This window comes from Ruegeria sp. AL7 (assembly GCF_056536105.1).
Genome location: NZ_JBQFJF010000001.1, coordinates 1914557 through 1926646, shown reverse-complemented (window position 1 = coordinate 1926646; position 12090 = coordinate 1914557). Strand labels below are relative to the sequence as shown.

16 protein-coding genes are annotated in these 12090 nt (G+C 60.1%); 9 read left to right on the top strand and 7 right to left on the bottom strand.

The annotated features are described in order from the left end of the window. Window positions 1-8 precede the first annotated feature (8 nt). The 4 genes from acpS (at window position 9) to ACR3E2_RS09575 (ending at window position 2635) form a co-directional block, all read left to right on the top strand. Window positions 9-428 carry a holo-ACP synthase gene (gene acpS / locus ACR3E2_RS09590; protein ID WP_209506227.1) on the top strand — a complete coding sequence of 140 codons (420 nt, stop codon included), beginning with the start codon at window positions 9-11 and terminating at the stop codon, window positions 426-428. 62 nt (window positions 429-490) lie between these two features. After that, window positions 491-1330 (top strand): signal peptidase I, encoded by an 840-nt coding sequence (gene lepB, locus ACR3E2_RS09585; RefSeq protein ID WP_480473873.1) that lies wholly within the window; start codon window positions 491-493, stop codon window positions 1328-1330. Further along, on the top strand, window positions 1327-2004 hold the full coding sequence (rnc, locus tag ACR3E2_RS09580) for a ribonuclease III (protein WP_480483758.1): 678 nt from the start codon (window positions 1327-1329) through the stop codon (window positions 2002-2004). Before lepB ends, rnc begins: the two co-directional genes overlap by 4 nt. Window positions 2005-2158: 154 nt before the next feature. After that, entirely contained in the window at window positions 2159-2635 is a 477-nt protein-coding gene (locus ACR3E2_RS09575) for a hypothetical protein (RefSeq protein ID WP_480483757.1), read from the top strand. A gap of 51 nt (window positions 2636-2686) precedes the next feature. On the opposite strand, the gene ACR3E2_RS09570 is transcribed toward ACR3E2_RS09575, so the two are convergent. Then, on the bottom strand, window positions 2687-4069 hold the full coding sequence (locus tag ACR3E2_RS09570; protein ID WP_480483756.1) for a multicopper oxidase family protein: 1383 nt from the start codon (window positions 4067-4069) through the stop codon (window positions 2687-2689). On the opposite strand from ACR3E2_RS09570, the gene ACR3E2_RS09565 reads away from it, so the two are divergent. From ACR3E2_RS09565 to ACR3E2_RS09555, 3 genes are read left to right on the top strand one after another with little or no spacing between them, the layout of a single operon-like run. Then, a complete protein-coding gene (locus ACR3E2_RS09565) occupies window positions 4068-4196 on the top strand; it encodes a hypothetical protein (protein ID WP_280922678.1) in 129 nt (42 codons plus the stop codon). The two genes, ACR3E2_RS09570 and ACR3E2_RS09565, sit on opposite strands and share 2 nt — an antisense overlap. A 33-nt stretch (window positions 4197-4229) precedes the next feature. After that, entirely contained in the window at window positions 4230-5138 is a 909-nt protein-coding gene (gene era, locus ACR3E2_RS09560; protein ID WP_209506233.1) for a GTPase Era, read from the top strand. Beyond that, window positions 5135-5464, top strand: coding sequence for a DUF1491 family protein (locus tag ACR3E2_RS09555; protein ID WP_209598772.1), 330 nt, complete (start codon window positions 5135-5137; stop codon window positions 5462-5464). Before era ends, ACR3E2_RS09555 begins: the two co-directional genes overlap by 4 nt. Before the next feature lie 48 nt (window positions 5465-5512). Here ACR3E2_RS09555 and ACR3E2_RS09550 read toward each other — a convergent pair whose 3' ends face one another. Next, window positions 5513-6028, bottom strand: coding sequence for a GNAT family N-acetyltransferase (locus tag ACR3E2_RS09550; protein WP_480473656.1), 516 nt, complete (start codon window positions 6026-6028; stop codon window positions 5513-5515). Window positions 6029-6369: 341 nt separating this feature from the next. Between ACR3E2_RS09550 and recO the strand changes: the two genes are divergently transcribed. Further along, window positions 6370-7095: a DNA repair protein RecO gene (recO, locus tag ACR3E2_RS09545; RefSeq protein ID WP_480483755.1), complete on the top strand. Its 726-nt coding sequence runs from the start codon at window positions 6370-6372 to the stop codon at window positions 7093-7095. Here the strand turns inward: recO and ACR3E2_RS09540 are convergent. The 3 genes from ACR3E2_RS09540 to ACR3E2_RS09530 all read right to left on the bottom strand — a co-directional run bounded on the left by ACR3E2_RS09540 (window position 7079) and on the right by ACR3E2_RS09530 (window position 10010). Then, the gene (locus ACR3E2_RS09540; RefSeq protein WP_480483754.1) at window positions 7079-7471 is read right to left on the bottom strand and encodes an META domain-containing protein; all 393 of its coding nucleotides are present in this window, start codon (window positions 7469-7471) and stop codon (window positions 7079-7081) included. The two genes, recO and ACR3E2_RS09540, sit on opposite strands and share 17 nt — an antisense overlap. A 40-nt stretch (window positions 7472-7511) precedes the next feature. Beyond that, a complete protein-coding gene (locus ACR3E2_RS09535) occupies window positions 7512-8066 on the bottom strand; it encodes a hypothetical protein (RefSeq protein ID WP_480483753.1) in 555 nt (184 codons plus the stop codon). 252 nt (window positions 8067-8318) lie between these two features. Next, the gene (locus ACR3E2_RS09530; RefSeq protein WP_480483752.1) at window positions 8319-10010 is read right to left on the bottom strand and encodes an acyl-CoA dehydrogenase family protein; all 1692 of its coding nucleotides are present in this window, start codon (window positions 10008-10010) and stop codon (window positions 8319-8321) included. 144 nt (window positions 10011-10154) lie between these two features. On the opposite strand from ACR3E2_RS09530, the gene ACR3E2_RS09525 reads away from it, so the two are divergent. Continuing rightward, window positions 10155-10919, top strand: coding sequence for a sulfite exporter TauE/SafE family protein (locus tag ACR3E2_RS09525; protein ID WP_480483751.1), 765 nt, complete (start codon window positions 10155-10157; stop codon window positions 10917-10919). A 4-nt stretch (window positions 10920-10923) separates the two neighbouring features. Here ACR3E2_RS09525 and ACR3E2_RS09520 read toward each other — a convergent pair whose 3' ends face one another. Then, window positions 10924-11469 carry a hypothetical protein gene (locus ACR3E2_RS09520; RefSeq protein WP_267364195.1) on the bottom strand — a complete coding sequence of 182 codons (546 nt, stop codon included), beginning with the start codon at window positions 11467-11469 and terminating at the stop codon, window positions 10924-10926. 33 nt (window positions 11470-11502) lie between these two features. Continuing rightward, window positions 11503-11889, bottom strand: coding sequence for a hypothetical protein (locus ACR3E2_RS09515; protein WP_480483750.1), 387 nt, complete (start codon window positions 11887-11889; stop codon window positions 11503-11505). Window positions 11890-12090: the final 201 nt, after the last annotated feature.

The window sequence follows — 12090 nt, the reverse complement described above, 5'->3', positions numbered from 1 at the left end:
AGAGCCACATGATCCTCGGCATCGGCACAGACCTTGCAAATATCGACCGCATTCAGGGCACGCTCGACCGGTTCGGCGACCGGTTCCGCAACCGTGTCTTTACTGACACCGAACAGCGCAAGGCCGAACGCCGCGCGGATACCGCAGGCACTTATGCCAAACGCTGGGCCGCGAAAGAGGCATGTTCCAAGGCGCTCGGCACCGGCCTGCGCATGGGCATTTCGTGGAAAGACATGGCCGTCACCAACCTGCGCACCGGGCAGCCGGTGATGCATGTCACCGGCTGGGCCGCCGAACGCCTGAACGAACTGACCCCCGCAGGTCACGAGGCGATCATCCACGTCACCCTGACCGATGACCACCCCTGGGCACAGGCCTTTGTCGTGATCGAGGCGCGCCCCCTGCAAGATCACGTCACACAGCCTTGACTTGACCCCATCCCCCCCGCATGTAGCAGCGAAGCCAAGCACAGAGAACTGGAGAGAGCAGTATGGCCGAGGAAGCCAAAACCGGAAGCGGCGTCTGGGAAACGATCAAGACCATCGTCTATGCCCTGCTGATCGCGGGCGTGTTCCGGACCCTCTTCTTTCAACCGTTCTGGATTCCGTCCGGTTCGATGAAGCAGACGCTGCTGATCGGCGATTTCCTCTTCGTCAACAAGATGGCCTACGGCTATTCCTACGCCTCATGTCCCAGCCTGATCATCCCCAGTGTCGGCCTGAATATCGACGCCGAAGATCTCTGTGGCTGGATGCAGGGCGACGACGGAAGCCGCATCTGGGGCGGCGATCCCGTGCGCGGCGACGTCATTGTCTTCCGCCACCCGGTCAGCGGGCGCGATTATATCAAGCGCCTGATCGGCCTGCCGGGCGACCGCATTCAGGTCCGTGAGGGGCAGATCATCCTCAACGGCACACCGGTTCCGCAACAGCCTGACGGCATATTCACCGAAATCGCCGAACCACAGGGCCCGCAACGCCTGCGCCCCCGCTGTGAAAACGGCCCCGTCGGTGTTGGCGGCGCCTGTGAAAAGTCGCGCCTGATCGAAACCCTGCCCAACGGCGTCACCTATGACGTGCTGAATATCGGCAATCAGGGCTCGGACAATACCGGCATCTATACCGTGCCCGAGGGCCATTATTTCTTCATGGGCGACAACCGCGACAACTCGGCTGACAGCCGCCTGCCGCAATCCGCTGGCGGGGTTGGCTATGTGCCCTACGAAAACCTGATCGGTCGCGCCGACCGGATCATGTTCTCGTCTGCCGGGCGGTCCATGCTGTTCTTCTGGACCTGGCGTGGGGATCGCTTCTTCAAGGCGGTCAATTGAAGCTCTCAGCCGAGATAAAGGCTTTCCAGCAGCGTTTGGGGTATGAATTTGCCAACCCCGAGCTGCTGGTGCGTGCGCTGACCCACGGCTCGGTCTCATCGTCGACACGCCCGGACAATCAGCGGCTTGAATTTCTGGGCGACCGGGTGCTGGGCCTTGTCATGGCCACCGCGCTGCTTGAGGCCGACAAGAAAGCCTCCGAAGGCCAGCTTGCGCCCCGGTTCAACGCGCTGGTCCGCAAAGAAGCCTGCGCAGATGTGGCCCGCCAGATCGATCTGGGCGCGGTCTTGAAACTCGGCCGGTCCGAGATGCTCTCGGGGGGGCGCCGCAAACAGGCGTTGCTGGGCGACGCGATGGAGGCGGTGATTGCCGCCATCTACCGCGACGCCGGGTTCGAAGCCGCCCGCGATGTCATCCTCGCCCTCTGGGGCGACCGCATCCACAAGGTCGAGGCCGACGCCCGCGACGCCAAAACAGCGCTTCAGGAATGGGCACAGGCGCGCGGCCAGAAACCACCCAGCTATGTCGAGGTTAAACGCAGCGGCCCCGATCACGCCCCCGTCTTCACAATCGCCGCCCGCCTTCAGGACGGAACCGAGGCACAGGCCACCGCAGGCTCCAAGCGCCAGGCCGAACAGGCGGCGGCCAAGGCGTTGCTGGAGCGGGTCGGCTGATCCCTGTTGAAGCTCGGCCTGTCACAAACTTCAATCTAACTTGAAGCCTATAGAAGCCACGACAGACGACCTGTATCTGGGTATCAGTCGTTTTGGCACCCGTCAGACTGCGGCAGGTCAAAGCACTCGGGAAACAACGTATAAGGGCAATCCAATGCAACGTGCAAAACTCTCGCTCGTCAATATCGGCTTCCTGTTCATTGCCGGGTTTGTGGCAACCATGGCCTTCGATTTCTGGGGGCAAGTTGTCAGTCCGGGGATCGGCTGGGCCAACCTGTCACCCGAAGGTCTGGCGCAGAGTTTGCTGTCCAGTCTGGGTTTGCCCAGCAACGCTTTTCTGGGCTTCTTCGTGCATTTCTACATTGTCGGCCTGATTGCCTATCCTTTGGGTTGGTTCCTTATTTTCCAGCCAATCTGGGTCAAGGTACTGGGTCCGGTCCACATGTTGGCGGCCTCGGCAATCTATGGATTCGGTCTGTGGGTGTTTGCAATCGGAGGTGTCACGACCTTTGCCGGTCTGCCGCCGTTCCTGAACTTCGTCGGGATCACATGGGTCGCGCTGATCGGCCACGTTTTGTACGGCATCGTGTTTGTTGCCGTGCTGAACCCCATCCTGCGCCGTCACCCGTGATCTGATCCGTTCTATCCGTCGGTCCGGTGTCGGGCCGACGGCTTTCATTTATCACTCCACCCGGATGAACCCGGTCAGCCCGGTTTTCTGATGTTCGATCACATGGCAGTGAAACGCCCAGTCGCCAGGGTTGTCCGCCACCAGTGCGATATCCGCCACCTCATCCTTCAACAGCAGCATCGTGTCGGTCATCAGCGGTGGCAGGGTGCGCAGGTTGGATCGCAGCGGCACGAAGGCCAGCCCGTGCAGGTGGATCGGATGCAGGTTGGGCGACTCGTTGCGCAATCGCAGGACATAACTATTGCCCTGTTCCAGAACCGCCAGCGGCCCGGTGCCCTGCGCTGCATCACCCGGCCAGGGTTTGCGGTTGATCGACCAGAAACTATACCCCAGCGTGCCGCAGAACCCGTCATTCGGGGCACCGCCTTCGGGGGTCCAGCCAAAGACGAACTCATGCAATTCCGCACGGTCCGGATCGGGGCGCGCAACGGGATTTGCACGCAACGGGCGCAGCTCTCTCAGATCACGCGCCGCTGATGTGCCAGTCGCCCGCAAGCGCGCCATGGCGCGGTGCGGCTGGCCGGGAAACTTGGCCATCAGCTCCGCCGACTGCCCTTCGCCCTCGGGCATCCGGACGGCAATATCCACCCGTTGACCGGGGCCCAGCAACAGCGGTTCGTCCGCCGTTGGCACCGGCAGGTCGATCTCGACCGGATGCCCGTCCCAGGCGATGATCCGGGTCTCGGCCCCCTCGGGATGCAGCTTATAGATGCGGGTCGTGTCCGTGTTGACCACCCGCAGCCGCACCAGACTGCCTGCCGCGTGCTCATAGACCGCCGTGCTCTGCCAGTTGGCGGTCTGCACCGTGCCAAACGTGCCCGCCCGCGCCGCACCCCGCGCCGTATAGGCAGGCAGGAACGCGTCATCCTCGTCCAGACGGAAATCCCGCAGATTGATCACCTGTTCGCTGTCGAACCCCGGCTCTTCCGGCTCGGCAATCACCATCACGCCGGTCAGCCCGCGCGCCATCTGCTCCATCGTCATGCAATGGGGGTGATACCAGTAGGTCCCCGCATCCGGTGGCGTGAACTCATAGGCGAAACTTTCGCCCTCGCCGATGGGCATCTGGGTTAGGTAGGGCACCCCGTCCATCTCGTTTCGAATACGCAACCCGTGCCAGTGCATCGAAGTGTAATCCGGCAAGGTGTTGCGCACGCTCAGCCGCATAGGCTCGCCCTGCCGCCCATACAGAACCGGCGGTGGCGCATCGGGCGACAGGCTGACCATCCCTGTGGTCAGCCCTTCGCGCAGCCGGTAACTGGCGGGTTGCAGCACCAGTTCCTGTGCTGCATCACCTGCTGCCAGCGACCATCCGCCCAACCCAAACGCGCCAGCGGCGGCACCGCTTCCAAGAAGAAACTCGCGACGTTTCATGAAAACCTCACTGAAAGGATTTGCTGCCGGGCTGGAACTGGCTGGGCATCTATGCCTGTCCTGCCACCGCAAACGCAGGGCCGCAATGCGACAAATCCCTCTGGCCCGCCGGACCTTTCTGCTATAGGGGGGCGCAGTTGCAGACAGGATTGCCAGACACATGACCACACGCGCCGGATTTATCGCCCTGATCGGAGAGCCCAACGCAGGCAAATCCACCCTCCTGAACCGCATGGTCGGGGCAAAGGTCTCGATCGTGACCCATAAGGTGCAGACCACCCGCGCCCGTATCCGGGGCGTTGCGATGGAAGGCGATGCGCAACTGGTCTTTGTGGACACGCCGGGTCTGTTCAAACCGCGTCGCCGTCTGGACCGTGCCATGGTCGCCGCCGCCTGGGGCGGGGCCGCCGATGCCGATATCGTCGTGCTGATGGTCGAGGCCCATCGCGGCATCACCGAAGGGGTTGAACGCATCCTCGAAGGGCTGGCCGAGATCGGGCAGGGCCGCACCATCGCGCTCGCCATCAACAAGATCGACAAGGTGCCGTCCGAGAAACTGCTGGCCCTGACCAGCGACCTGAACGCGCGCTACCCCTTTGCCGAAACCTTCATGATCTCGGCCGAAAAAGGCCACGGCGTCGATGACCTGCGCAAATGGCTGGCGGGCGAATTGCCCGAAGGCCCGTGGCTTTATCCCGAAGATCAGATCGCCGATCTGCCCCTGCGCATGATCGCCGCTGAAATGACGCGCGAGAAGCTGACCCTGCGCCTGCATCAGGAACTGCCCTATCAGCTGACGGTCGAGACCGAGACCTGGGAAGAACGCAAGGACGGCTCGGCCAGAATCGATCAGGTCATCTATGTCATGCGCGACGGCCACAAGGGCATCGTTCTGGGCAAGAAGGGCGAGACGATCAAGGCCGTCAGTCAGGCCGCGCGGGCGGAACTGGAAGAGTTCCTCGACCGCAAGATCCACCTGTTCCTGCAAGTGAAAGTCCGGCCCAACTGGCTTGAGGAATCCGAGCGCTATTCGGAAATGGGTCTGGATTTCAAAGACGGCAACGCATGACCCGCCTGACTGCCGATTTCTGGGTTCACGCCTATCTGGCGCGGCTCCGGTTTCAGGAAATCCCCGCCTTTGTCGTGGCCCATGGCGATGACACCGCGGGCGCGGTTCTGGTCAAGCTCAACACGCTCGACGGGCAGGCCACCGCCTTTCAGCGCAGCTTTGATCTGATGAGCGGTGAACGCACATGGGTCGAACTTTCCTCTGGCCCCGAGGGCGACGTGGATCACGCCATCCAGCGCCAGCGCAGCTTTGACCCCGACCTCTGGGTGATTGAGGTCGAAGACCGGCAAGGCCGACATCTGCTGGGCGAAGAGGGGCTGGAGTAGCGGGCCAGACGCATGTCGGCTTTGAGCCCGAAGCGGGCAGAGCAGAACTTAATAAAAGTCGAATTGCATATAATCAAAGTAGTCAGTTAGCTCGATGGGATCGGAACACTCCGGGTATCTTTCGATGAATCTAAAGCCGATGCGCTCATAGATGCGGAGCATATCTTGATTGCCTTTTACAGTATTCACCAAAAGGGTGCGCCAACCCATCTCCCGAGCGGCCTCCATCCGTGCATCGACCAAAGCTCGGCCAAGGCGGTTTCCACTTGCTTCCGGTCGAACAAAAAGACGCTTTAGCTCTCCGGCATCTGGTCGGGCCTGTTGCAGCGTACCACACCCCACAAGGCGGTTTTGTTCACCATATGCCAGAACGAGGCGGCCGGTTGGCGGCAAGAACGTCTGAATATTTGCCAGAACGGATGATGCCATATCTTTTGGTTCTTTTCTCGCAGACCCGCCTGCCAAGGCCAGTTTATGAAAGACGACGGCGTAATACTCGGTCAGAAGTTCTTCGAATGCGGGTTTGTCGTCTACTTCGGTAACCGAAGCTATCCGATATTCCATACCGACCTCTTTTCATGCCCAATAAAGATCGGCAGCTTACTCCGCTTTTCCGCGCCGACATAGTAAAATCATCGAGGGCATCAGCCAACGGCACAGCCTGGAAAGGAATGATGCGTCTAGTGTCGGCGATGCCAGCTTCGTCCGCAAAGCTGACAACCACCGAGACGATTGGCGCCGCCACGCAGCGAACGGCAGCATCGTCCGCATAGATGCCCAGTCCCCTGCCGTCGGACCAAGCGATTGACGTATCTTTCCGCGTTTGATGTGCAAAACCATTGCAGAACGGAACCCTTCACGATTTTCTGGGAACACCACAACTTAATCACCGACAGGACCCCGAATTGGACTGGCGCGATCACGGCATCCTACTGACCTCTCGCCGCCACGGCGAAACCTCGGCGATTATCGAGGTCTTTACCGAATCCCACGGGCGTCATGCCGGTGTGGTGCGGGGCGGGACCAGCCGCAAGATCGCACCCGTCCTGCAACCCGGCGCGCAGCTGGATGTGCTGTGGCGCGCGCGGCTGGAGGAACATATCGGCACCTTTCAGGTCGAACCCCTGCGCTCGCGCGCGGCGGCGGCGTTTTCCGGGCGGCTGGCCCTGTCCGGGCTGAACGCCGTCGTGTCGCTTTTGTCCTTCTGCCTGCCCGAACGGGAGGCGCACCCGGCGCTCTATACCCGGACCGAGCGGTTGATGGACCTGTTGGGACAGGATGAGATCTGGCCGCTGGCCTACCTGCGATGGGAACTGGCGCTGCTGGACGAGCTTGGCTTTGGCCTTGATCTGACCGCCTGCGCCGCGACCGGCACGACCGAGGGGCTGGTCTATGTGTCGCCCAAGACCGGGCGCGCTGTCAGTGTCAAAGGAGCGGGGGAATGGGCAGACAAGCTGTTGCCGCTGCCGCCCTGCCTGCGGGGCGAAGGCACCGCGCCGGATGCCGAGATTGCCGAGGCTTTGCGCACAACCGGATATTTCCTGAACCATCGCGTCGCCCCCGCGCTGGGGCATAACCCACTGCCCGAGGCGCGCGCGCGGTTTGTGGATCAGGTCACTCGGCGGCTGTGAACACCATCTCGTGCCCGTCCTCATTGCGCAGGATCAGCACATCGCCCGACACTTCGGATTGGGTCATGGCCAAAAGGGCGGCGAAATAGACCCCTTCGGCCTCAAGCCCGGCGCAGGCGGCCCGCGTTGCTCTCAGGTCCTGAATTTCGAACCACGGGTAGGGCGCGTTCAGCGTGCCGTCATAGCTGTTGCAGGGGGCATTTCCGGCGATCCTGCCCTCTTCGGGGAACCGCAGCAGGGCGCTGGCGGCAAAGGGCTGTCCGTCGATCTCCTGCAGCGCCCATGTCCGGTCTGCTGCGCCATAGGCGGCAACGGATTCATCCCTGTCGCATTGAAACAGGGCCATCAAAGGCAGGGTCAGGATCAGGCGTGTCATGGCAGGGTTCTAGCGTATCAGCCGTATCTGCGGAACCGGGTCAGTAGGGCAAAGACCCGTTCAGAAGCCGCTCGCGCACTTCCAGCCGGGGTGCCCAGTTGTATCGCGTATCCTCGCGCACCGGCGCCCAGAACAAGACACCGCTGTTGCGCCAGGGGTCCAGGATAATGCCATCATACATCGTGTCCCCCTTGGCGCTGATCGATGCCGAATGGTGGATGATGCGAAACGGGGTCGGCGGCGACGTGGCCCAGTTCAGGTCCAGCGTCCGGAAATTTTCCTGCCGCAAGCGTTTGGTCATCGCTTCGGCCCAGTCATTGCACAGACCCTTTTCGCGGAACCCGTTGATGATCTTGGCGTTGTGGATGATCGCCGGGTCGGTGACATTCCAGTCCTGCTTCAGCTGCTGTGAATAGGCATAGGCAATCGTGGCCGCTTGTTGTGCCTCGGCCGGATCGACATCCGCCCCAAGCCCCCGGATCGATTGCGCCAGCGCGTCCACATCACTCCGGCTCACCGTCGGCTGCGAGGTGGTGCAAGCCGCCAGAGCAAGAGCCGCAAGAACGGCCCAAATGGCAAGGAAAGGTCGGGTCATGCTGTATTCCAAAAGTTAATTTCGACGCCTCGTGTCCGGTTGATGCTCTACCGGTGAAAAGGGCGGGATCAAAGGGGGAAGTTTTGAAACACGCAGGTCAGATATGACCGTTACGCGGGCCGCGAGGGGCGATGGTGTGTTTTGTACAAAACGTACTCTGCACGGTTCGGACCGCGTACAGATTGTACAAATCAGGAAAAAGACCCGGCGCAAGCGCCGGGCCAGTCGGGGAAACAGGACTGCCGGAATGGGTCACCCGAGCAGACGTCGTGCGATGACCTGTGCCTGAATTTCGGCCGCCCCTTCGAAAATGTTAAGAATACGCGCGTCACACAGAACGCGGCTGATCTTGTATTCCAGCGCGAAGCCGTTGCCGCCATGAATCTGCAACCCGTTATCCGCCGCAGCCCAGGCCACACGCGCACCAAGCAGCTTGGCCATACCGGCCTCAAGGTCACAGCGCTGGCCGTGATCTTTTTCCCATGCGCTGAAATAGGTCAGCTGACGCGCGATCATGATTTCGACCGCCATCATCGCCAGTTTGCCGGACACGCGCGGGAAGTTGATCAGGGATTTTCCGAACTGCTTGCGGTCGATCGCATATTGCATGGCGATGTCCAGCGCACACTGTGCCACGCCGATGGCGCGGGCGGCGGTCTGGATGCGCGCACTTTCGAAGGTTTCCATCAACTGTTTGAAACCTTTGCCTTCTTCTCCGCCCAGCAGGTTCTCACCCTTGACGTGGAAGCCGTCAAAACCCAGCTCGTATTCCTTCATGCCGCGATAGCCCAGAACCTCGATCTCGCCACCGGTCATGCCGGGGGTCGGGAAGGGGTTCTCGTCAGTGCCCGGTGTCTTTTCCGCCAGGAACATGGACAGGCCGCGGTGGTCGGTGCTGTCGGGGTTGGTCCGCGCCAGCAGGGTCATCACATGGGTTCGCGCGGCGTGGGTGATCCAGGTCTTGTTGCCGGTGATCTTGTAATCGCCATTCTCATCCTTGACCGCGCGCGTGCGCAGGCTGCCAAGGTCTGAACCGGTGTTAGGTTCCGTGAAAACGGCGGTCGGCAGGATCTCGGCACTGGCGATCTTTGGCAACCACTGTGCCTTTTGCGCGTCGGTGCCGCCCGCGATGATCAACTCGGCCGCAATCTCGGATCGGGTACCCAGCGAACCCACGCCGATATAGCCACGCGACAGTTCCTCGGACACCACGCACATCGACGCTTTGGACAGGCCAAACCCACCGAACTCCTCGGGGATGGTCAGACCAAAAACGCCCATTTCCGCCAGTTCTTCAATGATTTCCAGCGGAATCAGTTCATCCTTCAGGTGCCAGTCATGCGCGTTTGGTTCGACCTTTTCCTGCGCGTAGCGGCGGAACTGGTCCCGGATCATCTCAAGCTCTTCATCCAGACCGGACGCGCCGAACATCGTAGCTCCGGCCTGATCCTGCATCAGCGCAACCAGACGGCTACGTGCGGCCTGAGAATTGGCCCGTGCCATCAGGGTCTGTACTTCGGTCGATTGAAAGCCCGACAGCGCGTCCCAGCCAAGACCCATATCCTGAAGACGCACCACCTCGCCCTGGTTCATCGGAATACCGCCCGCGACCTGATGCAGATATTCGCCAAAGGCTATCTGGTGCAGCAACTGCTCGATCTCGCCAAATTTACCATCGGCTTGCAGCGCTTCTGCCCAGCGCTGCATCTGTTGCAGCGACTGCGAATATGTCGCCAGCCAGGCCAGACCATGCGCGGCGGTCTGATTTGCTTCGATCAATGCGCCAGAAACCCGGCCCTCAGCAGTCACCATGCCACGCACGGATGCGCGGGCTTTTTCAAAAACGGCGTCCACAGCAGGCACGGCGGCCCGCGTTAAATCCAGAAGATCGGGCAAAACTGCATCAGTTGTCATTTGGGTCATATCCTGTCCGTCATGGGCCATGAATCGCGTCCTTTCCTCGGTCGTCTGGTCATATCATGCTGCACGTGCAGCGCAACAAAAATACTCAATTTGCTGCTAGAAAGTTCAAAAATTACCTTATCATTTTTGCAATGCAGAAGAAAATCCAGATGATATCTAGAAGGCATGGACCTGTTTTCCCTTCTGTCGCCGCAAGAGCTGTTACTTGCCATCGCCGTCGCCTTTGCCGCCGGATGGGTCAAGGGCATGGTTGGATTTGCCATGCCCATGGTGTTTGTATCTGGCCTGAATTCGTTTCTGCCACCGGATCTGACCCTGGCAGGGCTTATTCTGCCGACCCTTGTCACCAACGGCGTTCAGGCTTTTCGCGGGGGCGCCAGCGCCGCACTCAGCTCTATTCGACGATTTCGGGTGTTCCTGGTCGTTGGCGGTATTTTTCTGGTGCTGAGCGCACAGCTGGTTACGCTGGTGCCCGGCTCGGTCTTCCTGCTGCTGATCGGTGCATTCGTGTCCTTCTTCGCCCTTGTGCAGGTTCTGGGCGTCAGGCTGGTGCTACATCATCCATCAACCGGTGTTGAGGCTATTGTTGGCGGCGTCGCCGGGTTCGTGGGTGGCATGTCGGGCATCTGGGGTCCTCCCACAGTTGCTTATCTGACGGCTTTGAATACCCCGAAGGCCGAGCAGATCCGAATTCAGGGCGTCATCTATGGATTGGGGGCGGTCATGTTACTGGCCGCGCATGTCTGGTCCGGTTTTCTGCGGGTGCAAACGGTTCCGTTTTCAGTAATACTGATCTTTCCCGCCATGCTTGGCATGTGGGTTGGTTTGAAACTGCAGGATCGCATCGATCAGGCCAGCTTTCGCAAGGCCACGCTGTTCGTTTTACTGGTGGCGGGATTGAACCTGCTGCGGCGTGGCCTGATGGGCTAAGGCGCTAGCCCGGTCGCCTGTCTGCAAATCGGAACGCGAAATACAGACCCAGCATCAGAAAGAACAGGCCCGAGATGTCGCCGATCAGGAAGGCGATGTACTCAACCGTTGCACTGCCAAAGACCAGATTGGTCAGGCCAGAGACCAGAATGGATGTGGCTATGCCCACGCCCATAACGCAAATCCAGCAGGGTTTGCGGTTCGGGTTGGGGAACAGGTCCCATCCGACAGCCTTGAGCAGATAGAAAACCGCAGGAACTGTCAGAACCGCGACAGCAATTGCCAGCAGGCGGGTGGGCAGGAAAACATCCGTTCCCGCCAGATAAGCAAAGACGATGAACACACCCGGCAGCAACGCAAATACCGCGCGCCACCCCAGCAGCCAGGCCGACAGAACCCGCACGCCATGTGGCAAAAACAGCAGGCTCGCCCGGCTTGGGTATTCCGGAAAAAACACGTTCTGCATTGGCATAAGCACGGCGAAGGTCAGTATCGACGCCAGCACATAAGCCAGTGAAGCCGCAAGGGTGTCAGTCGCCCAGCCGCGCATTGCGATCACATCACCGTGCGCGCACGGGGCGCGTCATCTGGGGGCATGAACGATGTACCGCCCGCGATTGGCGCTGCCGCTTTGCGAAAGATAGCCTTTTTCGACCAGCGATTTCAGCGCGCGGAAAAAAGTTGGGCGTGAAATGCTTTGGACCAAAGTATGCTCGATCAAACCGAACGTACGCACTTCCTGAGTGGATTTTGAAAGCTCTTCCGCGGCGTAATAGATGTCGCGCTCAACCGGAGATAGTTTTTCCAGCCCAAGCGTCCGCTCCATGCTTTGCATCAATTTGCGTAGTTCGGTGAGTTTCGAGATTTCCGTCATGGTGTTACCTGTAGTTTTCTGTGCCAACCGCCGCATGTCCGCGACCATTTGAACCACACTGATAGCAATACCAACCAGCCAGTCCCATGTTGACACTCATCCCCGTTTACTTAGACTAGAAGCCTGATTAGGTTGCTCAATCCAGCGTTGTGAGTGTGCGCATATGAGCTTCCATAAAGTCCTTTCAGTCAGTGCCCGGCGCGAATGTGCCGGGCTTTTTCGTCTCAACAGTAAATATGCCTAGCGCAGATCGCACTTTGAAACAACGCACTTGTATGTGCTTTTAACGACATACAA